24 protein-coding genes and 1 riboswitch are annotated in these 26,107 nt (G+C 68.8%); of the genes, 9 read left to right on the forward strand and 15 right to left on the reverse strand.

The window, feature by feature from the left end; translation table 11 throughout:
* Nucleotides 1-107 precede the first annotated feature (107 nt).
* From AC2ITM_RS21440 to AC2ITM_RS21485, 10 genes are all read right to left on the reverse strand, one after another.
* Nucleotides 108-1,046 (reverse strand): 5-oxoprolinase subunit C family protein, encoded by a 939-nt coding sequence (locus AC2ITM_RS21440; protein ID WP_486470421.1) that lies wholly within the window; start codon nucleotides 1,044-1,046, stop codon nucleotides 108-110.
* A 9-nt stretch (nucleotides 1,047-1,055) separates the two neighbouring features.
* Nucleotides 1,056-2,228, reverse strand: coding sequence for a M24 family metallopeptidase (locus tag AC2ITM_RS21445; RefSeq protein ID WP_486470422.1), 1,173 nt, complete (start codon nucleotides 2,226-2,228; stop codon nucleotides 1,056-1,058).
* A gap of 22 nt (nucleotides 2,229-2,250) precedes the next feature.
* Nucleotides 2,251-2,883, reverse strand: a complete 633-nt coding sequence (locus tag AC2ITM_RS21450) for a GntR family transcriptional regulator (RefSeq protein WP_486470423.1) — start codon at nucleotides 2,881-2,883, stop codon at nucleotides 2,251-2,253.
* Nucleotides 2,880-4,151, reverse strand: a complete 1,272-nt coding sequence (locus tag AC2ITM_RS21455) for a hydantoinase/carbamoylase family amidase (RefSeq protein ID WP_486470424.1) — start codon at nucleotides 4,149-4,151, stop codon at nucleotides 2,880-2,882. Before AC2ITM_RS21455 ends, AC2ITM_RS21450 begins: the two co-directional genes overlap by 4 nt.
* Nucleotides 4,148-5,095 (reverse strand): NAD(P)-dependent oxidoreductase, encoded by a 948-nt coding sequence (locus AC2ITM_RS21460; RefSeq protein WP_486470455.1) that lies wholly within the window; start codon nucleotides 5,093-5,095, stop codon nucleotides 4,148-4,150. Before AC2ITM_RS21460 ends, AC2ITM_RS21455 begins: the two co-directional genes overlap by 4 nt.
* Before the next feature lie 8 nt (nucleotides 5,096-5,103).
* Nucleotides 5,104-5,742: a GntR family transcriptional regulator gene (locus tag AC2ITM_RS21465; protein WP_486470425.1), complete on the reverse strand. Its 639-nt coding sequence runs from the start codon at nucleotides 5,740-5,742 to the stop codon at nucleotides 5,104-5,106.
* A complete protein-coding gene (pxpB, locus tag AC2ITM_RS21470; protein WP_486470426.1) occupies nucleotides 5,739-6,473 on the reverse strand; it encodes a 5-oxoprolinase subunit PxpB in 735 nt (244 codons plus the stop codon). The genes AC2ITM_RS21465 and pxpB overlap by 4 nt, the downstream gene beginning before the upstream one ends.
* A 12-nt stretch (nucleotides 6,474-6,485) precedes the next feature.
* A complete protein-coding gene (locus AC2ITM_RS21475) occupies nucleotides 6,486-7,787 on the reverse strand; it encodes a TRAP transporter large permease (RefSeq protein ID WP_486470427.1) in 1,302 nt (433 codons plus the stop codon).
* Nucleotides 7,787-8,311 (reverse strand): TRAP transporter small permease, encoded by a 525-nt coding sequence (locus AC2ITM_RS21480; RefSeq protein WP_486470428.1) that lies wholly within the window; start codon nucleotides 8,309-8,311, stop codon nucleotides 7,787-7,789. The genes AC2ITM_RS21475 and AC2ITM_RS21480 overlap by 1 nt, the downstream gene beginning before the upstream one ends.
* A 78-nt stretch (nucleotides 8,312-8,389) precedes the next feature.
* A complete protein-coding gene (locus tag AC2ITM_RS21485; protein WP_486470429.1) occupies nucleotides 8,390-9,376 on the reverse strand; it encodes a TRAP transporter substrate-binding protein in 987 nt (328 codons plus the stop codon).
* A 170-nt stretch (nucleotides 9,377-9,546) separates the two neighbouring features.
* Here AC2ITM_RS21485 and AC2ITM_RS21490 point away from each other — a divergent pair, with 170 nt between their 5' ends.
* From AC2ITM_RS21490 to nrdF, 5 genes are all read left to right on the forward strand, one after another.
* On the forward strand, nucleotides 9,547-10,317 hold the full coding sequence (locus AC2ITM_RS21490) for a LamB/YcsF family protein (protein WP_486470430.1): 771 nt from the start codon (nucleotides 9,547-9,549) through the stop codon (nucleotides 10,315-10,317).
* A gap of 127 nt (nucleotides 10,318-10,444) precedes the next feature.
* Nucleotides 10,445-10,633: riboswitch (cobalamin riboswitch) on the forward strand.
* A gap of 99 nt (nucleotides 10,634-10,732) precedes the next feature.
* Nucleotides 10,733-10,966, forward strand: a complete 234-nt coding sequence (locus AC2ITM_RS21495) for a glutaredoxin domain-containing protein (RefSeq protein ID WP_486470431.1) — start codon at nucleotides 10,733-10,735, stop codon at nucleotides 10,964-10,966.
* A 4-nt stretch (nucleotides 10,967-10,970) separates the two neighbouring features.
* The gene (nrdI, locus tag AC2ITM_RS21500; protein ID WP_486470432.1) at nucleotides 10,971-11,378 is read left to right on the forward strand and encodes a class Ib ribonucleoside-diphosphate reductase assembly flavoprotein NrdI; all 408 of its coding nucleotides are present in this window, start codon (nucleotides 10,971-10,973) and stop codon (nucleotides 11,376-11,378) included.
* Nucleotides 11,363-13,495, forward strand: coding sequence for a class 1b ribonucleoside-diphosphate reductase subunit alpha (nrdE, locus tag AC2ITM_RS21505; protein WP_486470433.1), 2,133 nt, complete (start codon nucleotides 11,363-11,365; stop codon nucleotides 13,493-13,495). Before nrdI ends, nrdE begins: the two co-directional genes overlap by 16 nt.
* A 151-nt stretch (nucleotides 13,496-13,646) precedes the next feature.
* Nucleotides 13,647-14,621 (forward strand): class 1b ribonucleoside-diphosphate reductase subunit beta, encoded by a 975-nt coding sequence (gene nrdF / locus AC2ITM_RS21510; RefSeq protein WP_486470434.1) that lies wholly within the window; start codon nucleotides 13,647-13,649, stop codon nucleotides 14,619-14,621.
* 97 nt (nucleotides 14,622-14,718) lie between these two features.
* On the opposite strand, the gene AC2ITM_RS21515 is transcribed toward nrdF, so the two are convergent.
* The 5 genes from AC2ITM_RS21515 to AC2ITM_RS21535 form a co-directional block, all read right to left on the reverse strand.
* Nucleotides 14,719-16,155, reverse strand: a complete 1,437-nt coding sequence (locus tag AC2ITM_RS21515) for an FGGY family carbohydrate kinase (RefSeq protein ID WP_486470435.1) — start codon at nucleotides 16,153-16,155, stop codon at nucleotides 14,719-14,721.
* On the reverse strand, nucleotides 16,152-17,534 hold the full coding sequence (locus tag AC2ITM_RS21520; protein ID WP_486470449.1) for an amino acid permease: 1,383 nt from the start codon (nucleotides 17,532-17,534) through the stop codon (nucleotides 16,152-16,154). Before AC2ITM_RS21520 ends, AC2ITM_RS21515 begins: the two co-directional genes overlap by 4 nt.
* Before the next feature lie 175 nt (nucleotides 17,535-17,709).
* Nucleotides 17,710-18,807, reverse strand: a complete 1,098-nt coding sequence (locus AC2ITM_RS21525; RefSeq protein ID WP_486470436.1) for an NAD(P)/FAD-dependent oxidoreductase — start codon at nucleotides 18,805-18,807, stop codon at nucleotides 17,710-17,712.
* Nucleotides 18,804-20,195: an NAD(P)/FAD-dependent oxidoreductase gene (locus tag AC2ITM_RS21530; protein ID WP_486470437.1), complete on the reverse strand. Its 1,392-nt coding sequence runs from the start codon at nucleotides 20,193-20,195 to the stop codon at nucleotides 18,804-18,806. The genes AC2ITM_RS21525 and AC2ITM_RS21530 overlap by 4 nt, the downstream gene beginning before the upstream one ends.
* 84 nt (nucleotides 20,196-20,279) lie before the next feature.
* Nucleotides 20,280-21,050 carry a DeoR/GlpR family DNA-binding transcription regulator gene (locus AC2ITM_RS21535; RefSeq protein ID WP_486470438.1) on the reverse strand — a complete coding sequence of 257 codons (771 nt, stop codon included), beginning with the start codon at nucleotides 21,048-21,050 and terminating at the stop codon, nucleotides 20,280-20,282.
* 207 nt (nucleotides 21,051-21,257) lie between these two features.
* Here AC2ITM_RS21535 and AC2ITM_RS21540 point away from each other — a divergent pair, with 207 nt between their 5' ends.
* The 4 genes from AC2ITM_RS21540 (at nucleotide 21,258) to AC2ITM_RS21555 (ending at nucleotide 26,097) form a co-directional block, all read left to right on the forward strand.
* Nucleotides 21,258-22,439: a pyridoxal phosphate-dependent aminotransferase gene (locus AC2ITM_RS21540; protein WP_486470439.1), complete on the forward strand. Its 1,182-nt coding sequence runs from the start codon at nucleotides 21,258-21,260 to the stop codon at nucleotides 22,437-22,439.
* A gap of 341 nt (nucleotides 22,440-22,780) precedes the next feature.
* Nucleotides 22,781-23,443 (forward strand): GntR family transcriptional regulator, encoded by a 663-nt coding sequence (locus AC2ITM_RS21545; RefSeq protein ID WP_486470440.1) that lies wholly within the window; start codon nucleotides 22,781-22,783, stop codon nucleotides 23,441-23,443.
* A gap of 3 nt (nucleotides 23,444-23,446) precedes the next feature.
* Complete coding sequence (locus tag AC2ITM_RS21550; protein ID WP_486470441.1) at nucleotides 23,447-24,892, forward strand: amidase; 1,446 nt, start codon at nucleotides 23,447-23,449, stop codon at nucleotides 24,890-24,892.
* Nucleotides 24,892-26,097, forward strand: coding sequence for a M20 aminoacylase family protein (locus AC2ITM_RS21555; protein WP_486470442.1), 1,206 nt, complete (start codon nucleotides 24,892-24,894; stop codon nucleotides 26,095-26,097). Before AC2ITM_RS21550 ends, AC2ITM_RS21555 begins: the two co-directional genes overlap by 1 nt.
* Nucleotides 26,098-26,107 lie beyond the last annotated feature (10 nt).

Genomic DNA, 26,107 nt, shown 5'->3' on the forward strand with positions numbered 1-26,107 from the left:
ACCAGACCGCCAGGGCGCCCGACCGGCTGACCATCGGGCAAGCGGGGCGCCTGACCGGCTGTCCTGCCGACCGGCAGACCGGCAAAACGGCACGGCGGCGGGGCGGATCAGCCCTGCCGCAGCCTGTCCTGCGCCGCCCGGAAGGCGGCGCGGGCCTCGATCAGCAGATCCTCGGCCTGCGCCTGGCTGACCTTCTGCAGGCGGAACCGGATGCCATCGGGGCTCTGGGCCAGGCGGGCCCGGTCGACCGAGGCAATGGTGGCGATCTTGGGATAGCCGCCGGTGGTCTGCCGGTCCGCCAGCAGCACGATCGGCTGACCCGAACCCGGCACCTGCACCGATCCCGCCACCGTGCCGTCCGACACGATGTCATGGCCGCCCTGCGCCGCGACCTTCGGGCCCTCCAGCACCATCGCCATGCGGTCGCGCCGGGCGCTGACCTGCCAGTCGCCGCGCCAAAAGGCCTGGGTTGCCTGTGCAACGAAACGGTCGTCCTGCGGCCCCGGCACGGCGCGGATCGCACCACCGCGCACCCGCCAGGAATGGCGCAGGCAGCGCCCCGGCGCCACCTCCCCGGCAGGCGCAAGGGCCAGCACGTCGCCCGCCACCAGCGCCCGGCCGCCCAGGCCGCCCAGCCCGCTGCGCAGATGCGTCGATGCCGATCCCAGCACCGGCGCCACATCCAGCCCGCCCGAAACCGCCAGATAGCCCCAGACACCACCACGCAGCCCGCCCAGCGACAGCTCCTGCCCGGCGCGCAGCAGAAGGCCGCTCCAGCCGGGGACGCGCGCGCCGTCGATCCGAAGGTCCGAGGCCGCCCCGGTGACGGCGATCACCCGGTCCTGATCCAGCCGCAGCGTGCCACCGAAATGCGCGAATTCCAGCACCGCCGCGCCGTCGGGATTGCCCACAAGCGTGTTCGCCATGGCCATCGCCTCGGCATCGACGGGGCCCGATCCCGACACCCCGCAGGACAGAAGGCCCGGGCGGCCCGCGTCCTGGATGCTCATCATCAGGCCGGGGCGCAGGATGGTCAGTCGGCTCATGGCGGGTCCTCAGCGCAGGGTGATGGCGCGCGGCAGGTCCGAGAGGACCTCGGGCCCGTGATCCGTGACGATCACCGTTTCCGAGGCCCCCACGGTGAAGGCGCCGTAGCGGCGCAGCGTCGCCGGAAGGTGGAAGACCATGCCGGGCAGCAGGGGCTGGGTGACGCCCTCGAACAGCGACAGGATCGCGCCCTCGCCCCAGTCGGGGGCAAAGGCCGCGCCCATGGAATAGCCGATGCGCTTGCGGAAGGCGCTGGTATAGCCCGCCGCATCGATCACCGCCTGCGCGGCGCGGTGCGGCGCGGCGCAGGGATCGCCCGGACGGATCGCCTGCAACGCCGCATCGAGCGCCCGGCAGGCGCAATCCATCATCGCCTGCGCCTCGGCCGGGGGGGGGCCGATCCAGACGCTGCGCATCAGCGCCGCATGATAGCGGTCATGGCTGGCCGCCAGTTCCAGGAACACCCCGTCGCCCGGCTGCATCACCCGCCGCCGCCAGGTAGCATGGGGCACGCCCGAACGCGGCCCCGAGGAAATCAGCGGCTCCATCGCCATCGCCTCGGAGCCCGCCCGGATCGCCGCCGCCATCATCTGGGCCGCGACCTCGTTTTCGCTGACGCCCGCGCCGCAGGCCCCGATGGCCGCCGCAAGCCCCGCCTGGGCATAGCTGGCGGCCCGGCGGATCGCGGCAAGCTCGGCGGGCGATTTCACCATGCGCTGCGCCTCGACCAGCCCCGAGCCGTCGCGCAGCGTCACGCCCGGCAGATTGCGGGCGATGTGATCCGACAGTTCGGCGCTCAGGAACCAGCCGCGGCGGTCGATCGCCAGATCGCTGATACCCCGGTCCCGCAGGATCTGCGCCAAGGCCAGCGCCGGGTCCTGGCCGTCGCCCCAAAGGCGGATGTCGCCCACCCAGGTGCCGGTCAGCGCGCCCATATGTTCCAGTTCGCGCACCAGCAGCACCGGGTCACCCTGCTGCGGCAGGACCAGCGCCTGGAAGGCGAAATAGCCCGCCGTCTGGCGTCCGGTGCACCAGAACAGGTTCTCGGGCGCGGTAACCAGCAGCGCGCCGGTGCCGGTTTCGGCCAGCGCCGCGCGCAGGGCGGCCAGACGGCGGTCGAATTCGGCGGCGGGAAAGACGGCCTCTCGGCCCTGAAGGGGGATGGGTGCGGAATGTGTCATGAGGGAAGTCCGGGGGAAGGGTTCAGCGCCCCAGCCAGTGCAGGAAGCGGGCGCGGACATGGTCGAAATGGCGCTCCATCGCGGCGCGGGCGGCGGGGCCGTCGCCGGCGGTGATCGCGTCGATCACGGCCAGATGCTCCTGCGCCTGCTCGGCAAAGCGGTCATGGGTGCGGGTGATGGTGCAGCGGCGGGCGGCGGCGCGGGTCTCGGCCAGGATGGCGGGCAGCAGGGTCAGGCCCGCCGCCCGCGCCACCGCATCGTGGAAATGGTCGTCATGCAGCCAGAATTCGTCAAAGGCGGTTTCAGTACCGGCGGCATAGCTGCTCATGATGCGGCGGCTGTCCTCGAGGGCGCGGGTGATGGCGCGGCCGGCGGCGCGTTCCGCGGCGGCCCCTTCCAGCATCCGGCGCAGCTGCACGATTTCCAGCAGTTGCTCCATGGTGACGGGCTGGACCATCAGCCCGCCATTGACCACCCGCGTCAGCAGCCCTTCGTGTTCCAGCCGCGCCAGCGCACCGCGCAGCGGATTGCGCGACACGCCCGTGTCGGCCGCCAGCTGACGTTCGCTGAGCGGCGTGCCCGTGTGGATGCGCCCTTCCAGTATGCCCTGCTTGATCTGCGAATAGGCGCGCTGCGCCAAGCTGTCGCGGGTCATCGCACCTCCGGCAGGGGGACATCGCCGGTCAGCGCCGCATGCAGCGCCGCCACCGCGCGGGCCAGATCTGCGGGGTCCATCCCCTCTTCGGGGCAATGGCTGCCGTCCCAGTTGCGGATGAAGACCATCACGCTGTCCCAGCCCGCCGCCGCAAAGGCCGCCGCATCATGGCCGCCGCCCGACAGCATCCGGCGCGGCGCCTCGGCGCAGTTAGCCGCACCGGCGGCGATCCAGTCGCCCAGGGGCCCCGACAGCGCCGCCGGGCGCGAGCGGCTTTGCGCGCCAAGCTCAAACCGGATGCCGGGCCGGGCGGCCTCGATCCCGGCGATCAGGGTCTTCAGCACCGCGTCCATCTCCTCCATCACCGCATCGCTTTCCGAGCGGATGTCGAGGCAGAATCCCAGCTCTCCCGGCACCTTGGCCATGGCATGGACGGGGCTTGCCGCGTCGACACGGCCGAAGGTGACGGCCAGGTCCTGACCGGCCTCCAGCCTGCGGCCCCATTCGGCATCGAGCGCCGTGACCAGATCGGCCAGCGCAAAGACGGTATCGGCGCGCTGGTCGCGGGGGGCGCCGCCGGAATGTGCCCAGGTGCCGTGGATCTGCGCCGTGCGATAGCGCAGCCCGCCGCGCACGCCGCGCACGATGGCGAAGGGCTCCTGCGCCTGGTCCAGCACGGGGCCCTGCTCGATATGGAATTCGATGAAATGGGCGGCGGGCGGGGGCGCGGCCTGCAGCGCCGCCTCGGGGTCGAGGCCCTGATCCGCCATGTGCTGCGCCAGCGTCCGGCCAGTATCGCTGCGGCGAACCTGCAGATCGGCCCGGGTCAGCCGCCCCAGATGCCCGCGCGAGCCAAGGTAGGAGGCGGGGAACCAGACGCTTTCCTCGGCCCGGGTGACGGTGATCACCAGATCGACGGGCGGCAGGCGATCCCCGGCGCGCAGGGCCGCGGCCAGCGCCAGCGCCGCCGCCACCCCGGCCTGACCGTCATAGGCGCCCCCCTGCCCCACCGTGTCCAGATGCGATCCGACATGCAGCGCCGGGGCGGTGCGGTCCTGCCCGGCCATCCGCGCCAGCAGGTTGCCCGCCGCATCGGTCGTGACCACCAGCCCAAGCTGCGCGGCCTCGTCCCGCACGACATCATGGGCCTGGCTTTCCAGATCGGAATAGGAGGGGCGGGTGAACCCCGGGCCGCCCTCAGAGATCGCGTTGATGCGGGTCAGCACCCGGTCGATGGTCGAGCGGATCACGTCCTGGGTCTGGGTCATGCGGAAGCCTGTGTCAGAGGGGTATTGAGGGCGGTGGCGGGGATCTGACCGGCAAGCGCCGTCAGCACGTGGCCCGCCGCCCCGGTGGCGACACGGATCAGCGCCTCTTCGGTGGTGGCGCCCAGATGCGGGGTGAAGATCACCGGATGGGCGGCAAGCGGTCCCTGCGGGGCGCCCGGTTCGTAGACGTCAAGGGCGGCGGCGGCCACCCGGCCCTGCTGCAGGGCCTGAAGCAGGGCGGCCTCGTCCAGCAGCCCGGCGCGGGCGGTGTTGACAAGGATCGCGCCGGGTTTCAGGGCAGCAAAACGGGCGGCGTTCATCAGGTGATGCGTCGCGGCGCTGAGCGGGCGGTGCAGCGACACCAGATCGGCCTGGGAAAGGCCCTGTTCCAGCGTCGCGACCCTTGGGTAGCCGCCGGTGTCGGGAACCGAGGGCGAATGCACCAGCACCCGCATCCCGAACGCCGCATCCAGCATCCGCCCCAGATCGCGCCCGATGGCGCCCCAGCCGACGATCAGCGCGGTCTTGCCCGAAAGCTCGGCAAAGCGGGCGCTTTCGCGAAAGCCCTGCGCCCCCGCGCGTTCGGCCCGGTCGGCGGCCGGGATGCCGCGCGCGGCCGCCAGTGCCAGCCCGAAGGCCAGTTCCGCCACCGAGCGCGCATTGGCCCCCGGCGTGTTGCAGACCAGAATGCCCCGCGCCGAGGCCGCGTCCTTGTCGACCGCATCATGACCGGTGCCATGCACCGCGATGACCCGCAGGCGATGGCCCGCCGCGATGGCCCGCGCATCCAGCCCCGCATTGCGGGTGATCACCGCGTCGCAATCGCCGATCAGAGCGGCAACCTGCGCCATGTCGGGGCTGGGACAGGCCACGGGTTCGACCCCGGCGGTGCGCAGGCATTGCAGCCCGGCCTCGTGAATGGGCTGGACGATCAGGCATTTCAGCGGCGGGGTCATGAGGTGGTCTTTCGTCGGTCAAGCTCGCCCAGCCGCGCCAGGATGGCGTCGCGGGCATTGCGGATGTGCAGCGCCATGGCAAGACCCGCGGCCTCGGCATCGCCGGCCTTCAGGGCGGCCAGGATCGCCAGATGCTCATGACAGCCCTTCAGGTAGCGGGTGGGCACCTGGCTGCTGTCGAACATGCCACTGCGGCGGCGCAGATCCGCCACCACCCCCGACAGCACCCGGTTGCCGAGCGCCCCCGAGATCATGGCGTGGAAATCATCATCGACCTGCCACAGGTCCTCGGGCGCATCGCCTGCGATCAGCTGCCGGACGCGGGTCTCCATCGCGGCAAGGGTCGGCTGCGGCAGTGCCACGGCGGCACGGGCACCGCGGGTCTCAAGCTCCAGCCGCAGGAAGAAGATCTCCTCGACCTCCTCGGGGCTGAGGCGGCGCACGCACAGGAACCGGCCACGCGGCTGCGCCAGCCCCTCGGCCTCGATCCGGCGCAGGGCCTCGCGGACGGGGGTGCGCGACATGCCCAGACCCTGCGCCAGCTTCTCGGCCTGAAGGGTGTCGCCGGGCTGCAGATCCCCTTCAAGGATCATGGCGATGATCCGGGTGCGGGCCTCGGAGGCAAGGCTGGTCATGCGGCCTCCGGGGTGATCAGCGCATGGCCCGCCTGCGCCAGATCGGCCAGGCGGTCATGGGTGGGCTGGTCAATGGGTTCGAAGGTGACCAGATCACCGGCGCGCAGCAGGAAGGGATCGGGGCGCGCGGGGTCGAACAGCCGCACCGGCGTCGCCCCCAGGAACCGCCATCCCGACGGCCCCGCGACCGAGCTGATGCTGGCCTGCTGGCCGCCGATCCCCAAAGCGCCCGCCGGGATCAGCTGGCGCGGCACCGTCAGGCGGGGGGTGTGCAGCAGCGGCGGCAACCCGCCCAGATAGGCAAAGCCCGGGGCAAAGCCGATCATGTAGACGCGGTAGCGCGCCCCCGCATGCAGATCGATCAGCCCGGCCCGGTCCAAACCCTTTTCCGCTGCCAGATCCTGCAGATCAAGCGCCGCCGGCCCGCCGTAGAAGGCCGGCACCCGCCACAGGCGCGCGGCCTCTTCGCCCGGGTCCAGATCGGCGTAGAGCTGTTCCAGCAGCGCCGCCAGCTGTGCGCCGCGCAGAACCCCGGGATCATAGGTCACCAGCAGGGCGCGGTAGGTCGGCACCCGGTCGGTGACGCCGGGCACCGCCGCGCGATCCAGCGCCCGCGCCAGCGCGATGATCCGGGCATTGGCGCCTTCATCCACCTGTTCCGAGATCTGGAAGCTGAGGGCGCTGTCGCCGCAGGGCAGGATGCGCGGCGGATGGATCGGGTCGGATGTCACCTGGGCCTCCTGTCAGTCGTCCGCAAGCAGGTTCGGCACAATATCGACCAGCCCGGGGAAGATGGCCAGCACCAGCACGAAGGCCACCATCAGCAGGAAGAACGGCACCGTGGCGCGGGTGATCCGGGCGATGCTGTCGCCGGTCAGCCGCTGGATCACCGTCAGGTTGAACCCGACCGGAGGCGTGATCTGCGCCATCTCGATGACGATGACCAGGAAGATGCCGAACCACAGCTTGCTGAAGCCCGCATCGGTGATCAGCGGCAGGGTGATGGGCAGGGTCATGACGATGCAGCCCATGCCCTCCATCACCATGCCCAGCAGGATGTAGAAGCCCAGCAGCACCAGGATCAGCGCAAAGGGCGACAGGCCCCAGCCCTCGATCGCGGTGGCGATGTAGCCGGGCACGCCCAGATAACCGAGCGCCGTCGACAGGAACATCGCGCCCACCATGATCAGCCCGATCATGGCACAGCTGTTGGCGGCATCGCGCCCCGCCTCCAGCAGCCCCGCGAAGGTCAGGGTGCGTTGCACGAAGCCCAGCACGATGGCGCCTGCGACACCCACCGCCGCCGCTTCGGTCGGCGAGGCGATGCCGCCGTACATCGAACCGATCACCACCACGATCAGCGCCAGCAGCGGGCCCAGATCCTTCAGCGCGCGCAGCTTGAACATCAGGCTGGTCGAGGGGCCGGCAGGGCCCACCAGATCGGGGTTCAGCAGCGCCCGGATGCCGATGTAGCCCATGTAGGACAGCGCGATGATCAGCCCCGGCAGGATGCCCGCCATGAACAGGTTCAGGATCGAGGTCTGCGCCATCACCCCGTAGATGATCATGATGGTCGAGGGTGGGATCAGGAACCCCAGCGTCCCCGAGCCCGCCAGCGACCCGGTGACCAGTTGGCGGTCATAGCCATTGGCAATGAGTTCGCGCGCAGTGATCCGCCCGACGGTGGCCGTGGTCGCGGCCGAGGATCCGCAGACCGAGGCGAACAGCGAACAGCCCAGCACGGTGATATGCCCCAGCCGCCCCGGCACCCGCCGCAGCCAGGGGGCAAGCCCGGTAAAGAGCGCCTCGGAGATCTTGGTGCGGAACAGGATCTCGGCCATCAGGATGAAGAGCGGCAGCGCCAGCAGTTCGGCCGAAGAGAGGACGTTGAAGGCCTGCTGCGCCAGCAGCTTCTCGAAGGGCATATGGGGGCGGAACAGGCTGATCAGCCCGGCGCCGGTGCCGATCAGCCCCAGGCCGATCCAGACACCGCCCGCCAGCAGCGCCGCCAGCAGCCCGGCCAGGGTCAGGACGATCTGCGGCATCATTCGATCCCCTCGCCGGTGGCCAGCGCCTCGCCGCGCAGCAGGCGCAGCAGCTGCGCCACGATCTGCAGGCACAAAAGGGTCGTGCCCAGCGTCAGCACGCCCTGCGGCCAGGCCAGCGGAATGCGCACCACCGAAGCCGAGGTCGAGCCGCGCAGGAACGACAGCCAGGCCGCCTGGCCAAGCGCCCAGGCCAGCGCCACCGCGATCACCAGCCCCACCAGGCAGGCCGCCACATCCAGAAGGCGCGCGGGCCCCTCGGGCAGCACCTCGCGCAGGGCCGTCACCCGCACATGAGAGCCGCTTTTCAGCGCACTGGCCGCCGACAGCATGAACGAGGCCCCCATCAGGTAGGCCGAGACATCCCAGGAGAAATCGAGGCTGGTCAGGAAGAGGTTGCGCAGCACGATCTCGGCGCCGACCAGCAGGAAGATCCCGAACAGGCACAGCGCGGCCAGCACGTTGGCCAGCCCGCTCAGCCAGTCGACGGGCCGGATGAAGGTATCGAAACGGGAGGGGGACATGGGGTCTCCGGTCGGAAGGAAAAAGGGCCGGCCCCGGGAGGGAGAGGCAGGGCCGGCCACACGGTCAGGCGGCGGGGATCAGTTGCCGCGCACCGTCAGGTAGGTGTCGATATAGGGGGCGGCCTCGGGCACGCGCTTTTCGAAATCGGCCCAGAGGGGCTTGGCCTTCTCGATCAGCTCGGCCTTCAGATCCGAGGAGGGGGCGGTGATCTCGACGCCGTGGTCCTTCAGGATGGCAAGCTTCTTGGCGTCCTCGTTATGCGAGTTCAGCCAGAATTCGCCTTCCATCTGCGCGGCGGCGGCCTCGATCGCCTTCTGGTCCTTCTCGGGCAGTGCTTTCCATTCATCCAGATTGACCGTCAGGATGTCCGACGAGGCCTGCCAGTTGAAGGTGTTCATGTATTTCATGAATTCCCAGAACGAGCCGTCGACGCCCGACGAGGACGAGGTGGTCACCGCATCGATCGTGCCCGCCGCCAGCGCCGGGACGACCTCGCCCCAGGGCATCTGCACGGGGGCCGCGCCAAGCGCCTTGAAGAAGGCCTGGCCATTGGCATCGACGACGCGGATCTTCAGGCCCTTCAGGTCCTCCAGCGTCTTGATCGGCTTCTTGGTATAGACCGCCTGGCCGGGCCAGGGCACGATATACAGCAGCTTCTGGTTCATCTTGGCGGCCGCCGCCTCGATCATCGGGCGGGTGAACTTGTGCAGCAAGGCCAGGTCCGCCATCGTCGGCGCCATGTAGGGCAGCGATTCCGCACCCAGAGCAGGCACGTCACCCACCTGCTGGCTCATCAGGATCTCGCCCACAGGCACCAGGCCGTCGCGCACCGCGGCCATGCCTTCGGGCCCCTTGATGCCAAGCGCACCGCCGGAATGCACGGTGATGTCGACATCGCCCTTGGTCATCTCGCGGACCTTGTCGGCGAAGGCCTTTGCGTCCTCGGTCTGGAAGTTGCCATCCGGCCAGACGACCGACATGTCCCATTTGGTTTCCGCCATCGCCGGCGCGACCAGACCGGCAGCCAGAAGCGTGGCCAGTGCCACTTTGCGTGCAAATTTCATGCTGTTTTCCCTGTTGCTGGAATCGCCTCGCTGGGGAGGCTTGAGATTTCAGTACACCGGCGGTATCCCGAATTAAGGGTTTCAGGCGGATTTACCCCGGGTATCCGCCGGACTTTCCAATATTCCGCACAATAATTGCGCAAATAGGCGCGAATGACAGGGACTTCAGGATGGACCGCACGATCGACCTCAACTGCGACATGGGCGAAAGCTTTGGCGCCTTCACCGTCGGCGACGATGCCGCGATGCTGGATCTGGTCTCGACCGCCAACATTGCCTGCGGCTTTCATGCGGGCGATCCGGTCGTGATGGCGCGCACCCTCAGGATGGCCCGGGAAAAGGGCGTCTCGGTGGGGGCGCATCCGTCCTTTGCCGATCTCTACGGTTTCGGGCGGCGGCGGATCTCGGGCGAGCGCCCCGAGGACCTGGAGGCGCAGCTGGTCTACCAGATCGTCGCGATGCAGGGCATGGCGCGGCTTGAGGGCCACGCGATGACCCATGTGAAAACCCATGGCGCGCTTGGCAACATGGCGGCGGTCGACCGCGACCTGGCCGAGCTGTGCGTGCGCGCGGTCAAGGCGGTGGACCCGAGGCTGGTCTTCATCTCGCTGCCCTATTCAGAAACCTATGCCGCCGCCGAACGCGCCGGGCTGACCGTCGCCTGCGAGATCTATGCCGACCGCACCTATACCGACACCGGAGAGCTGACGCCGCGCAGCCAGCCCGGCGCGGTGATCCACGATCCGGCGCAAAGCCTGGACCAGGTGCTGGAGATGGTGGTGAACGGCGTCATCCCGACGACCGGCGGGCAGCGCCTTCCGGTCGCGCCCGCAACGCTGTGCGTGCATGGCGATACCCCGGGTGCCGTCGGCATGGCGCACCGTCTGCGCAGCGCCCTGGCCGAAAACGGCATCGGCATCGCCCCCTTCGCACGCCCCTGACCCAAAGCGCCTTCCGCAAGGTCATATGCCCGTCAGTGCCTTGCGAAACAGGCCCCTCCCCGCCCCTGCCTTCGGCTGGGATCAGCTGGGCTGCGTCTGCATATTGACGTCACTATTCGAAAATGATCTACATATAGATGCTTCAGGTGTCGCGGGACATTGTTCCGCGGTGAAAAGGGAAGCCGGTGAAAATCCGGCACTGCCCCCGCAACTGTAAGCGGCGAGCCACGCTCTTGCGCCACTGGGTGTCCCCGGGAAGGCGAGCGCCGGTGTCGACCCGCGAAGTCAGGAGACCTGCCCGGAGCCCAGGATTTGACCCGAACGGTGGGTTCGGGGCGTGTCAGTGTCTCCGGGCCGCGTTGGGCGTTCCGGTCCGTGCGCGTCCCCGCCTGCCGTCCTGACCGAAGGACGCGCCATGACGATCATCGTCTATTCAAAACCCGACTGCCGGCAATGCCTGGCGACGCAGCGTGCGCTGAAAGCGCATGGGCTGTCCTACCGGCTGGTCGATCTGACCCAGGATGCCGCCGCACTGGCGCGTCTGAGCGCCCTTGGCCACCGCCAGGCACCCGTGGTCGAGGCCACGACCGGCACCGGCCCCCAAAGCTGGTCCGGCTTTCGCCCCGATCTGATCGCCCGGCTGGCCTAGCGCCATGGGCAGCCTCGTCTACTTTTCCTCGGCCAGCGGCAATACCGCACGCTTCGTGGCCCGGCTGGGCCTGCCGGCGCTGCGCCTTGGCGCGTCAGGCCCCCTGCCCGACGCGCCGCCGGCCTATGTGCTGATCTGCCCGACCTATGCCGACGGCCAGGGCCGCGGCGCCGTGCCGCCGATGGTGATCCGCTTCCTGAACGATCCCCGCCGCCGTGCCGGGCTGCGCGGGGTCATCGCCACCGGCAACCGCAGCTTCGGTACCACCTATGGCCTGGCCGGCCGGATCATCGCCCGCAAGTGCCAGGTGCCGCTGCTGTGGACGCTGGAACTGGCCGGCACCGACATCGACATCGCCCGCGTCTCGCGCGGGCTTCGGACCTTCTGGAGCCAATCATGCCCGACGATCTAGTCCAGCCGCTGAGCGCCCCCGACTACCGCGCCCTCAACGCCCTGCTGAACCTGCCCGATGCCACCGGCCTGCCGCCGGTCTCGGCCGACCGCGAAGCCGCGCGCCAGTATATCCTTCAGCATGTCCTTCCGGGCAGCCGCCGCTTTGCCTCGGACGACGCCCGCCTGCAGTGGCTGGTCGAAGAAGGCTATTACGATCCCGCCGCCCTGGCCCCCTATCCCCCGGAGGTCCTGCGCCAGGCCTATGCGCGCGGCCGCGCCCATGACCACCGGTTTTCCAGCTATCTCGGCGCGCTGAAATTCTACACCAGCTACGCGCTGAAGACCCGCGACGGCGCGCAATACCTGGAGGATTTCACCGACCGCGCCGTGCTGTGCGCCCTGGTGCTGGCGCGCGGCGACCACCAGCAGGCCTTCGCGCTGATCGACGCGATCCTCTCGGGTCGGTTCCAGCCCGCCACCCCGACCTTCCTCAACGCCGGACGACAAAGCCGCGGAGAGCTGGTCTCGTGCTTCCTGCTGCGGCTGGAGGACGACATGGAAAGCATCGGGCGTGGCATCGCCTCGGCGCTGCAGCTTTCGAAACGCGGTGGCGGGGTGGCGCTGCTGCTCAGCAACCTGCGCGAACAGGGGGCACCGATCAAGGGCATCTCGGGGCAGGCCTCCGGGGTGGTCCCGGTGATGAAACTGCTGGAGGACAGCTTTTCCTATGCCAACCAGCTGGGCGCGCGCCAGGGCGCGGGCGCGGTCTACCTGCATGCCCATCACCCCGACATCCTGCGCTTTCTCGACACCAAGCGCGAGAATGCCGATGAAAAAATCCGCATCAAGACCCTCAGCCTGGGGGTGGTGATCCCCGACATCACCTTCGAGCTGGCCCGCACCCGCGCGCCCATGCACCTGTTCTCGCCGCTCGACGTGCAGAAGGTCTACGGTTGCGCCCTGTCCGAGATCCCGGTCAGCGAGAAATACCACGAGATGGTCGCCGATCCGCGCATCTCCAAGACGGTGATCGACGCCCGCGCCTTCTTCCGCACCCTGGCCGAAATCCAGTTCGAAAGCGGCTATCCCTACCTGATGTTCGAAGACACGGTGAACCGCGCGAACCCGGTTGCCGGGCGGATCTCGATGTCGAACCTGTGCTCCGAAATCCTGCAGGTCAGCACCCCCTCGGCCCTCTCCGAGGACCTGGGCTACCGGCACATCGGCAGCGATATCTCCTGCAACCTTGGCTCGCTCGACATTGCGAAGGTGATGCGCTCGGGCGATCTCGGCGCCACGGTCGAGACCGCCGTGCGGGCCCTGACCGCGGTCAGCGAGATGACCTCGCTCGACTGCGTGCCCTCGATCCGGCGCGGCAATGCGGAAGGCCATGCCATCGGGCTGGGGCAGATGAACCTTCACGGCTACCTTTCCGGGCAACGGATCCACTACGGCAGCCCCGCCGCACTCGGCTTCACCTCGGTCTACTTCGCCGCCGTCACCTACCATGCGCTGCACGCCTCGATGTGCCTGGCGCGCGAACGCGGCCAGAGCTTTCGCGGCTTCGCCGACAGCCGCTACGCCTCCGGCACCTATTTCCAGAAATACACGGAACGCGACTGGCTGCCGGAAGATCCGACAGTTGCGCGGCTTTTCGCGAACCAGCCGCTGCCCGGTCGCGCCGACTGGGCCCGGCTGCGCGACGCGGTGCGCCGCCATGGCCTTTACAATCGCAACCTGCAGGCCGTGCCGCCAACCGGCTCGATCAGCTACATCACCCATGCGACCGCCTCGATCCATCCGATCGTCGCGCGGATCGAAATCCGCAAGGAAGGCCGCCTTGGCCGGGTCTACGCGCCAGCCCCGGGTCTTGACGCGGCCAGCCTGCCCTATTTCCGGGACGCCTACGAAATCGGTCCCGAGGCCCTGATCGCGACCTATGCGGCTGCGACCGAACATGTCGACCAGGGTCTGTCGCTGACCCTGTTCTTCCCGGCCGACGCCACCACGCGCGACATCAACCGCGCCCAGATCCTGGCCTGGCAAAAGGGCATCAAGACCCTCTACTACGTGCGGCTGCGCCAGAATGCCTTGCCCGGGACGGGCACCGAAGCCTGCCAGGCCTGCACCCTGTAACGACCCTGCGCGGGGCTTTGCCCACCCCCCAAGGATTTTCAGTCAGATGATGACGCCCCCGGTTCCCTGTCATCTGGCCCGAAATACTCCGGGGGGTCTCCGCAGGAGACGGGGGCAGAGCCCCCCCTTCCCTCACCCGATGGAGACATTCATGACCGAATTGCCCGCCCCCATTGCCGTCCCCCGCGCCATCAACTGGAACCGTCTCCAGGACCCGAAGGACCTGGAAGTCTGGAACCGCCTGACCGCGAATTTCTGGCTGCCCGAAAAGATCCCGCTGTCGAACGATGTCCAGAGCTGGGCGCGACTGGCCCCCGATGAGCAGCTCCTGACCTTGCGGGTCTTTACCGGGCTGACACTGCTCGACACGTTGCAGCAGGGCATCGGCGTGCCCGCGATGATGGCGGATGCGCTGACCCCGCACGAGGAAGCGGTGCTGAGCAACATAGGCTTCATGGAAGCCGTGCATGCGCGCAGCTATTCCTCGATCTTCTCGACCCTGGGCACCACGGCCGAGATCGACGCGGCCTTCCAATGGTCCGAGGCCAATCCCCATCTGCAGGCCAAGGCCCGGCTGATCCGGCATGCCTACGCCCCGGGGGCCGATCCGCTGAAGCGCAAGATCGCCAGCGTCTTGCTGGAAAGCTTCCTGTTCTACTCGGGATTCTATCTGCCGCTGCACTGGTCCAGCCACGCCTGCCTGACAAATACCGCCGACCTGATCCGGCTGATCATCCGTGACGAGGCGGTGCACGGCCATTACATCGGCTACAAGTTCCAGCGGGGCCTGGCGGCACAGGATGCGCCCCGACAAGCCATGCTGCACGACTATGCCCACGACCTCCTCGAAGCCCTTTACGGGATCGAGGCCGTCTACACCGCCGAGCTTTACGACAGTGTCGGACTGACCGGCCAGGTCATGGCCTTCCTGCATTACAATGCCAACAAGGCGCTGCAGAACCTCGGATACGAGGCGCTCTTTCCCGCCGACGCCTGTGCGGTCAATCCCGCGATCCTCGCAGCACTCGCACCCGACAGCGAGAACCACGACTTTTTTTCCGGGGCCGGGTCCTCCTATGTGATCGGCCGCAGCGTCGAGACAGAGGATGCCGACTGGACCTTCTGAGGTCCCGCGCCCTGCCGGTCGGCGCGGGCCCGGGATGTCCGCCACTGCGGCCCGCTGCGCCCTGCGGGCCATTGCAGGCCGACTGCGGGCAGGCGCCCTATCCTGCCCGCGGCGGATCCGGCAATGCAGCGACCGCGGCCCGCCAGCGGGCCCGGTAATCCTGAGCCCGATCAGCCGACCATTGCGGCACAAACCGGCGTGCCGGCGTCCAGCCGATCACCGCCTGCGACAGCGACAGACCGGGCAACAGCGCCTTGCGGGCCAGCGCGGCCGCCCCCATGGGTGTCGCATGTTCCCAAGGATAGACCTGTACCGGCAGCCCGGTCAGATCCGCCACCGCCTGCATCAGCACATCCGACCGCACCAGCCCGCCATCGACCTGCAGCGTGCTGATCGGCACGCCGGTTTCCGCGGCCATCAGGGCGCAAAGCTCGGCCAGCTGGGCGGCGATGCCCATCAGCAGCGCCCGCACCAGATCCCCCGGCCCCGAGGCCAGCGTCATCCCGGAAAAGCTGGCCGCCGCATCGGGCCGCCACCAGGGCGCGCCCAGCCCCGCAAGAGCCGGCACGAAAAGTGCCTGATCGCCCCCCGCCTGCCCCGCCACCCGGTCCAGATCGGCGGGTGATCCGATCAGACCCAGCTGCCGGATCCAGCGCACTGCCGATCCGGCGGTGAAGACCTGCCCGTCCAGGCAATAGGTCAGCGCGCCCTCGCAGCGCCACGCCGCCGAACTCGACAGCCCCCGCGCCGACCGCACCGGCCTGTCGCCTGCATTGACCAGCAGGAAGGCCCCGGTGCCGAAGGTGCATTTCGCGGCGCCGGGCGTCAGGCAGCCTTCGCCCAGCAGCGCCGCCTGCTGATCCACCACCAGCCCGCCCACCGGGATGCGGCCGCCAAAGGCGGTGGTCTCGCCGATGATCTCGTCCGAGGCGGCGATATGCGGCAGTGCCTCGTCCTGCAGGCCAAAAAGCGCCAGCATCTCCGGATCCCAGGCCCCGGTCTCCAGCGTCGTGACCAGGGAGCGGCTGGCGGTGCTGGCATCGGTCACGAAGGCCCCGGTCAACCGGTGCAAAAGCCACACGTCCGAGGTCGTCACCACGCCCCTTCGGGTCAGGTTCCGTCGGATCCAGGCCTGCTTGGGCGCCGAGAAATAGGGATCAAGGACCAGCCCCGTGCGCGCGGCAACATGCCCGGAATGCGCCTGCAGCGCCCGGCAGACGGTTTCTGCGCGGCGGTCCTGCCAGACGATCAGCGGCGTCAGCGGGGTGCCGGTATCGGGATCCCAGGCCAGCACCGTCTCGCCCTGGTTGGCGAGCGTCACGATGTCGATGGGACAGCCCGCCTGTGCCACCGCCGCCTGCCCCGCCCCCAGAACCGAGGCCCAAAGGGCCTCGGGGGATTGCTCGACCACGCCGCCCGCGCCGTAATGCGGGGTCAGGGGGGCCTCGGACAGGCCGCGAATGCGGCCCTCTGCGTCGATCACGACCGCCTTCGTCCCCGAGGTCCCCTGATCGATGGCCAGGACCGTCGTCATGCCCGCCGCGCCCCTGCGGGGGCGTCCAGCGCGGCCTCGACCGGTGCCATGTTGGGCATGTCGAGCGCCACCAGACCGCGCGTCGCCAGCAGCACGCCCAGATAGACCAGCCCGATCGCCACCATCACCAGCACATAGATCCACGGCACCTCAAAGGACGCATCCCGGAAGATCAGCAGCTCGAACAGCAGCCAGAGGGTGGCGATGACCAGCACCGGGGTTTCATAGCGGCCCAGGGTGAAGCCGCGGCTGGGCGGCAGGTGGCGGCGCCTGACGATGTAAAGGGCAACCGTCGCCGCGTAGATGATCGCCGGCAGCAGCGTCGCGGCCGAGAAGAGATCGAAGAGGACGTTGGTCTCGCGCGCGAAGATGGCCAGGATCAGCTGGCTGACGATGGTCATCATGACCGTGGCCGCAAGCGGCGTGCCGGTCTTCGGGCTGACCCGGCGCAGCACCGCATGGCCCGGGAAACGCGCATCGCGCGACATCGCCCAGACCAGGCGCACGCCGCTCATCAGGATGACCATGCCGCAGGCGAAGATCGCCAGCACCACCATCAGCAACAGCGCCGTGCCCACATAGGCCCCAAGCACCCCCGAAATCACCTGCGCCACCGGCGCGTCGGACTGTGCCAGCGTTGCCGGATCGCCCGCCAGCAGGGTGACGACCAGCAGGAACAGAAAGCCCAGGATCCCCGAGGCCAGCACCGCCTGGATCATCGCGCGCGGCACGACGGTGGCGGGGCGCTCGGTTTCCTCGGCCAGGTTGGCGGCGGATTCAAAACCCACGATGGTGAAAGAGCCCAGCAGCGTCCCCATGATCCAGGGGCCCACATGGGTCAGCGTGCCGAAGGACAGATAGCCGGGATGGGCCACGGCCCCGGTGCTGAACAGGTTGCCCGCCCGCATCGCATGGGTGATCAGCCCCGCCGCCAGCAACAGCACCACCAGCAGGATCATCCCGATCAGCTCGACGCTGACGGCCAGGTTGTTGACGCGCTCGGTCCATTTCGTCGAAAAGCCCACCAACAGCCCCTGCACCACCAGCACCAGCGCGGTGATCGCCCAGGCGCCCCCGGCCGAACCCTGGTAGCCCAACAGCACCGGCAGCACGCTGGAAGCGATGGTATAATCCACCGCGACCGAGACGATGGCGAAGAAGGTGAAAGAGATCCAGCCGATGATCCAGCCGATCACCGGGTTCGCCAGCCGCGACATCCACTGGTAGGAATAGCCCGAGACCGGGATCCGTGCCGCAAGCGATCCGAAGACCATCGCCACCATCAGCTGGCCCGCGACCACCACCGGCCAGGTCCAGATCCCGGCGGGACCCGAGCTGTTCAGGACGGCGCCGTATGTCGTGAAGATGCCGGTCGCGATCGAAACGAAGGCGAAGGAGGCGAAGCGCCCGGTGCCGCGTTACAGTTCCTGCTTGTATCCGAAGGCGGAAACATCGGTTCCCGGGGTCGGACTTCTGGGGTCTTTGACCATCTTGTCCTCACTGTTGGTTGGTTTTCTTGGTCTTGCCGCAGGGCTGTTGCGCCCGGCGGGATCGTCAGTCGGAAAGGCCGATGCAAAGGGCCCCGGACCGGTCCCGAAGGGTGTCGAGGGGCAGAAGGATGCGCCGTTCCGGCAGCAGGCGCCGCGCCGGGGCAAGCGCGGTTGCGCCGGCGTCAGAGATCACGCTCAGGCGGCCCTGCGCGGGGGCGGCGACGCGCAGCTGCAGCTGCGCCAGCCCGTCCCCCGGGGCGGCGGGCACCAGCCTTTGCGGCACCACGTAGCGCAGCGGCGCCGTGCAGCGGATCGCCACCGCCCCCCCGGGCCCCGGCAGATCGCCCTTCAGGTCGCGGGCGATGAAGCCCGCGATGGCGCGGGCCTCGCGCCAGGACCAGCCGGCGGTCTCGACCGGGCGCAGCATGTTGCCGGCGGCAAAGATCGCGGGATCGCAGGTGCGGCCGAACTGGTCGATTTCGGGGCCGCCGATGCCGGGATCGACGGCCAGTCCGGCCAGCCGCGCCAGCGAAGCCTCGGGGGTGAACTGGCCGCTCAGCAGAACGCCGTCGCAGTCATAGTGCCGTTCGCGCCCCGATGCGTCGCGGAAGGTCAGCCCCTCGACGCGGCCGGTGCCCTCGATCCGCAGAACATTCGCACCCGTATGGACAGGCAGGCCCAGCAGCTGCGGCAGCGCCAGGAAGGGACGGCGGGCAAGCGGCCGGGGCGCCGTTTCGATCATCGCGACGGGCCGGTCGCCCGGCAGCAGGCGCGCCGAGCGCGGCGCCTCGCGCGCGCCGGTGGCCAGAAGGATGCGGCGGGCGGTCAGGGTCACGGCGCCTTCGGGCGTCAGCACGTCCAGCACGCCGCCCGGGCCGATCGCGGTGACGGTGCAGCCGGTGCGGATCACCGCCCCCGCCTGCTGCGCCTCGGCAAGGTTGCGGCGGGCATAGGCGGGGCCGGTCAGGATGCGGCGGTATTCGTTCCAGCCGAAGGGCGGGTGGCCGCAGTGGCGCGAGGTCCCTCCCGCCTCCTGGTCGCGTTCCAGCACCAGCACGCGCGCCACGCCCGCCGCCCGCAGCATACGCGCCGCCGACAGCCCCGCCGGCCCCGAGCCCACGATGATCACGTCATGATCGGCGGCAATGGGCGGCAGGTTCATGCGCCGATCTCCTCGGACAGGGGCGCATCGAGGCGATCGCCTGCAAGCCGCGCCAGACGGGCACCGCAGTAGAACCCCTGACAGCGCCCCATGCAGGCCCGGGTGCGCCGCTTCAGCCCGCCCAGATCCCCGGGCGGCAGGGGGGTGTCGAAGGTGGCCTCGACCTCGCGGCGGGTGACCAGTTCGCAATGGCACAGGATCTCGCCCGGGTGGGGGGCCTGCGCATCGCGGGGCAGGTGTTCGGCCAGGTTCGGCACCTTCGGCCACAGGACCGGATCGGGGGGCTGCGTCTGCCCCTGGCGGCGCCACAGGCTGAAGGCGTGCTGCGCCAGCCCCAGCGAGGCCGTCAGCCCGGTCGAGCGGATGCCGCCAAGGGTGATCCAGTGGCGCGCGGGGTCCTGCCGGATGCGATAGTGCTTGGCCTCGCTGGCCGGGCGCAGGCCCGCGTAGATCGCCGTCACGGGCATGTCGCGCAGGGCGGGGATGCGGGCCTCGGCCGCGCGCATCAGCATTTCCAGTACCCCCTGGTCCAGGCGCGCATGGTCGCGGTCGTCCTGTTCCTCGGCCGTGGGGCCGACCAGCAGGTTGCCGAAGATCGTCCGGGTCAGGACGATGCCCTTGGTGCGTTCGTTGGGGACCGGCAGCAGGATGGCGTTCAGCAGCCGGGCGGCGGCCTTGTCGTAGACCACGAACTGCCCCTTGCGCGGATGGATCGAGAACTGCGCATCGCCCAGCAGCTGCGTCTCGATCCGGTCACCTTGAAGGCCGGCGCAGTTGATCACATCGCCCGCCAGCACCGGCCCGCCGGTGGTCTGCAGCCGCCAGGTCACGCCGTCGAAATCGCCGCCCGTGACCACGGTGCCACGCCGCACGCAGGCGCCGTGGGCCATGGCCTGCTGCAGATAGGCCAAGGGCGCCGACCACGGGTCGATCACGAATTCCCGCGGCACCAGCACGCCCGCCCGCACATCGCCCGACAGCGCAGGTTCGCGGGCCAGCACCTCGGCCCGGTCGATGCGGTGCACATCCGCGACACCATTGGCCTGCGCCTGGGCCACGATGCCGTCCAGCGCCGCCTCTTCCGCGTCGTTCCAGGCCGCCAGGATCGCCGAGGTCTCCAGCAGGGGCAGGTTCAGCCGGTCGCGGATCTGCAGGTATTCCGCATGTCCCGCCGTCATGCAGGCCAGTTCCAGCGACCCCGGAGGCGCGTCAAAGCCGGTGTGCAGGATGGCGCTGTTGGCCTTGCTGGCGCCGGAAAGGATGTCGGCGCCCTTCTCGATCAGCACCACCCGGGCGCCTTCCAGTGCGAAACGCCGCGCCGTGGCGCAGCCGACAACGCCGCCGCCGATCACGGCGACATCATAGATCCCATTGCCCTGCCCCACCATATTTTGGCCGATTCCACATATTTTCAGACCTTGTATGACCGGAATTGCCCGATTTGGTGAGTCATGACAGGATTATATGTGGATTCAGTCAAATCCGCAGATCACGATTTCGAGAGCTGCCGCTTTCAGCGCCTCTGCCGCATGGCCCTCGGGCAGGGCCTCGGTGACCAGCCGATCGACGCCCCCAAGCCCCGCCACCGAGAACAGCGCCCGTCGCCCGATCTTCGAGGCATCGGCGATCACCGTGACCTCGGTCGCGGCGGCGACCATGGCGCGGGCGACCTCCGTTTCGGCCAGGGAATAGTCCATGATCCCCGAGGCATCGACGGCCCCCACCGTGATCACCGCATGGCGGGGCCGAAACCGGGCGATCTGTTCCAGCGTCAGCGCGCCCAGGTTTTCCTCGGCCTCGGGGCGGAATTCGCCGCCCAACAGGAAGACCCGGTGGACCGAGCCCGCCAGCGTCCGGGCGATCTGCACGCCATTGGTGATCACCGTCAGCGGCACGTCGCTGTCGCGCAGCGCCTGCGCCAGGCACAGCGTCGTGGTGCCAGTGTCCATCATCACGCTGTCACCGGCGCACAGCAGCCCTGTCACCGCCCGGGCGATGCGCTGCTTGGCGCTGGCGTTTTCATGCATCCGCGCCTGGAAGGCGGTCTCGACCTGCTCGGAGGCGATGGGCAGCGCGGCGCCGCCGTGGAACTTGTGCACCGCACCGCGGGCCGACAGCGCGGTCAGGTCGCGGCGGATGGTCTCGGCCGAGACGCCCATCTCTTCTGAAAGCTCTCCGACGGTGGCCTGGCGGCACCGCTCCAGCAGCTGCAGGATCCGGGCCTGCCGAAGGTCGGGGTTCATCGTGTCGCCTTTCCGCATCTGTCGGTCATGTCCCGCACAGGGGATACTGCGGATGTCCCGGGGTGCAAGCCCCGCGCAAAGTGGCGCCGTCCGGTCAATGATCGCCCCCGGTTGTTTCCGACATGACATATTGGAATGCCGGGGGGCGTTCTCGTTCCCCGGAAAATATGCGAAGCAGGCCGGGTCCCCTGCCCTACCGGAGGTTTCATGCAGATCGGTCCCCGCATTCCCCGTATCCAGGCCGCCGGCAGCGACGGCTGGGAGATCGTCTATCGCGCCCGCGCCCTGATCGCCGCCGGAGAGCAGGTGCTGAACCTCACCATCGGAGAACCCGACCGCACCACCGATCCGCGGGTGCTGCAAGCCATGCACGAGGCCGCGCTGGCGGGCCTGACCGGCTATACCTTCGGCCCCGGCCTGCCAGAGCTGCGTCGCGCCATTGCCGAACGCGTCACCGCCCGTACCGGCACCCCGACCCGCCCCGAGAACATCATCGTCACGCCCGGCGGCCAGTCGGCGCTGTTCTCGGCCCAGATGGTGCTGCTGGATGAAGGCGACAGCGGGCTTTACGTGACGCCGCATTATCCCACCTATCCGACGACGATCCTGGCGACCGGCGCCACCCCCGTGGCGGTCCCCGCCCATGCCGCTGACGGGTTCCAGCCGAAAGCCGAGGCGATCCTGCGGGCCCAGGACGGCACCCGCGCCCGCAGCCTGCTGATCAACAGCCCCAACAACCCCACCGGCGTCGTATACTCCCCGGAAACCGTCGAGGCGGTCTCGGGGGCGTGCCGCGAGGCGGGCATGTGGCTGATCTCGGACGAGGTCTATGACACCCAGGTCTGGGAGGGGCGCCACCTGAGCCCGCGCAGCCTGCCCGGCATGGCTGAACGCACCATCGTCATCGGCTCGATGTCGAAAAGCCACGCCATGACCGGATCGCGGCTGGGCTGGCTGGTGGCCCCCGAAGAGGTCGTCGAGGCAGCAACGGTGCTGGCCACCAACACCACCTACGGCGTCGTGCCCTACATCCAGATGGGCGCCCTGGCGGCCCTGCGGATGGGCCCCGCCTTCGAGGACGAGATCGCCGCCCCCTTCCGCCGCCGCCGCGCCCTGGTGCAGGCCGCCATCGCCGGCAGCCAGGTGGTGCGCATGGCCCCGGCGGCGGGCGCCATGTACGTGATGCTGGACATCCGCGCCACGGGCCTTTCGGGCGAAGCCTTCGCCCGCCGCCTGATCGAAGATGCCCGGATTGCCGTCATGCCGGGTGAAAGCTTTGGGCGCGCCGCTGCGGGTCACCTGCGCATCGCGCTGACGCTGCCCGACGACGCATTGTCAGAGGCCATCCGCAGCCTCGTCACCTTCGCCGAGGCGCTGGTGATCGCCTGATCGACGTCCGGGGGCCCTGCGGGGCCCCTGCCCTTTCCGACAGCAGCGGTCGCGCCGTTTATAAACTGTTAACAGTTAACCGTTGACAAGACGTGTTGGGATTTTCATATCGTGGCCGGGCGCCCTGACGCCAGTGCAACTGCGATAGCCCGAATGTCTTACAGCGAGCTTACGAAAAGCGCCCCGGCTCTGCCCTTTCTGTCCGCGGACAGATGGCCCCTGCCCCGGCCGGACGGCCTCCGGCGGGATGCCCTGTTGCATGCCCCACAGCGCAATAGACCGGCGGCACAGGGCGCCGAGGGATCCCCATCCCGCATCACGACCCCAAGGAGTAAATACCGTTGACCACCCCCATCCAGAAACTGGCCCATCGACCGCTGTCCGAAATCGTCCGTGACAGGCTGATCGGCATGATCGCCGATGGCACGATGACCCCAGGCGCCCGCCTGAACGAGGTCCATCTGGCCGACCAGCTGGGCATCTCTCGGGGGCCGGTCCGCGAGGCCGCCCGCGAGCTGGAGGGCCAGGGCTTTATCATCAGCCGGCCCCGCCTGGGCTTTTTCATCGCCGATTTCACCCAGGCCGAGATCCATGACCTTTACGAGGTGAAGGCCTGGATCGACCCGGCGATGGTGACGCATTTCCTGAACCAGCCCGATGCCTCGGCGCCACTGCATTTCCTGGACCGGCTGGCCACCATCGACTGCAGCGACAAGGCCCGCTTTGTCGAAACCGCCTTCGCCTACCGGCAGGAGATCGTCGGCCGGATGACCAACCGCTTCCTGGCCGAGCATGTCCAATGGATGTTCCGCCGCCTGTTCGTGTTGACTGCCGTCAACAAGATCCAGGACGACAGCGCCCACAAGACCCGCATCATCGAGACCCAGAGAGCGCTCTGGACCGCCGTTGCCGCCCGCGATGCGACCCGCGCCATGGCCGTCGTGCAAGACGACATTGCCTTCTGGCGCGCCGATACCGCCCCCCGTTTCACCAAGGAGAGATGAGTCATGAACCGTTCCGATTACCTGTCGATGGATGCGACAGCCCTTGCCGGGGCCGTCCGCGATGGCCAGACCACGGCAAGCGAACTGCTGGAAATCGCACTGACCCTCGCCGACGAGGCCCAGCCCAGGCTGAACGCCATCACGGTGGATTTTCGGGACATCGCCCGGACCCGCGCCCGCACCAAGCCCCGGGGGGTTTTCGGCGGCGTGCCGATGCTGCTGAAGGACCTGTCCTCGGCGCTGGAGGGCACGATGGGAACCGACGGCACCCGGATGCTGGCCGGGTCGCCGCCTGCCTGCCGGACCCGCACCTCGGTCCAGCGATATCTGGATGCCGGGGTGGTGATCTTCGGCAAGACGGCCTCGCCCGAGTTCGGCATCTTCCCCGAGACCTGCTCGGCGCTGCATGGCACGACGCGCAACCCCTGGAACCTTGGGCACACGCCGGGGGGATCTTCGGGCGGGTCCTCGGCGGTGGTGGCGGCGGGGATCGTGCCGGTGGCGCAGGGATCGGACGGCGCAGGATCGATCCGCAAGCCCGCCGCCCAGACCGGGCTGATCGGATTGAAGCCGTCGCGCGGACGCATCCCCCCGGGGCCAATGGTCGGAGAAGCCTGGAATGGCCTTGCCACCAATCACGTCCTGACCCGCAGCGTCCGTGACAGTGCGGGCTTTCTTGACGTCTCGAAGGGATGGGAACCCGCGGCAGCCTACGGTGCTCCCCATGGCGAAATGCCCTATGTCGACACCGTCGGTCGCCTGCCCGCCCGGCCATTGCGCATCGGCCTGTCGCGCCACGCCGAGGGTGTCCACCCGACTGACCCCGAAATCACCGCCGCCCTGCTGCGAACGGCGCGCGCATTGGAAGACATGGGCCACATCGTCGAAGAGGCCGACCCGGTCCTGGACCATGGCCTGTGCTGCGAGGTCCTGTGGAAGATCATCTCGGCCAATCTGCTGGCGGCGATCCGTCAGACCCAGGCCGCAACCAGGCAAACCGGCCCTTACGCGGATCTGGTCGAACCCGCCACCGCCGCAGTGGCCGCCGATGCCGAGCGCATGAGCGCCGAGGATCTGCTGAAGGTGCTCTGGCAGCGCGATGCCCTGACCCGCGACTTTGCCAGCTACTTCTGCAGCCACGACATCCTGTTGTCCCCGGTCATGCCAGCGCTGGCGCAGAAGACCGGCAGCCTGCAGTATCGCGGCGACTACGCATCCTATCTGGCAGCGCATTACGCCGTCATTCCATATACGCCGATCATGAACCTGTCGGGTCTGCCTGCCATTTCGGTGCCTGCGGGCCTCAGCGCGGGCGGGCTGCCCATCGGCATCCAGATGGCCGCCGGTCCGGGCCGCGAAGACCTGTTGTTCGGTCTGGCCGGACTGCTGGAACAGGCCGCGGGTCCACGGGGCTTCCAACGCCTGGCCCCCTTCTTCGAGGTCGCATGATGACGATGCTTCCCGACACGATCCGCGCCCTTCTGCCCGAGCTGACCGACTGGCGCCGGGACCTGCATCGCCACCCTGAACTGATGTACGACCTGCCGCGCACCGCTGGCCTGGTGGCCGAGCGCCTGCGCGCCTTCGGCCTGGACGAGGTGCACGAAGGCATTGGCCGAACCGGTGTCGTAGGCCTGCTGCACGGCGCGGCGGGTCCGGCCCATGACGCATCCCGGCGCCTGCTGCTGCGGGCCGACATGGATGCGCTGCCGATCACGGAAACCGGCAACCTGCCCTGGGCCTCGGCCACGACGGGGCAGATGCATGCCTGTGGCCACGACGGCCATACCGTGATGCTGCTGGGGGCGGCCCGCCACCTGGCGCAGACGCGGGATTTCGACGGCACGCTGGTCTTTTGCTTTCAGCCCGCCGAGGAAGGACAGGCCGGGGCACAGGCGATGATCGACGATGGCCTGCTGCGCCGCTGGCCCGTGGCGGCCGCCTTCGGTCTGCACATCTCGCCCGAGCTGCCTTTGGGCCATTTTGCAATCCGTGCAGGCGGCATGATGGCCTCGGTCGACGGGATGTTCATCACCGTGAAAGGGCAGGGCAGTCATTCCTCGGAACCGCAGCGGGGGCGGGATCCGGTGCTGGCGGCCAGCCATCTGGTCGTGGCCCTGCAAAGCATTGCGTCAAGGGCGCTCGATCCACGAGAGGATGCCGTTGTGTCGGTCACATCGATCCATGGCGGATCGGCCTTCAATGTCATCCCGGACAGTGTCGAGTTGCGGGTGGGGTTTCGCGCCTTCTCGGAAACCGTGGCAACCCGCATCGACGCTGAAATCACCCGTATTGCCGCAGCCACTGCCCAGGCCTATGGCTGCGAGGCGCTGATCCGGCGACCGCCGATTTCGCCCTATCCACCGCTTGTCAATGACCCAGAGGAAGTGCACCGCGCCGTGCAGGCCATGACTATGTCCGCGGGCAAGGCAGCCGTGCAAGGCGATTGGCCTGCGATGATGGTTTCCGAGGACTTTGCCTTCATCCTGCGGCAGGTCCCGGGCGCTTACGGTCTGATCGGCAATGGGCCTTCGGCATCCCTGCACAGCTCGGAATTCGACTTCAATGATGCGGCGATCGGACCCGGCGTGGCCTATTGGACCGCCCTTGCCCGAATGCGCCTACCCGTTTCAGCGGAAATGCCTCGGGCCTGAGGGCCGGGTC

Source organism: Pseudooceanicola sp. NS-SX9 (genome assembly GCF_057380705.1).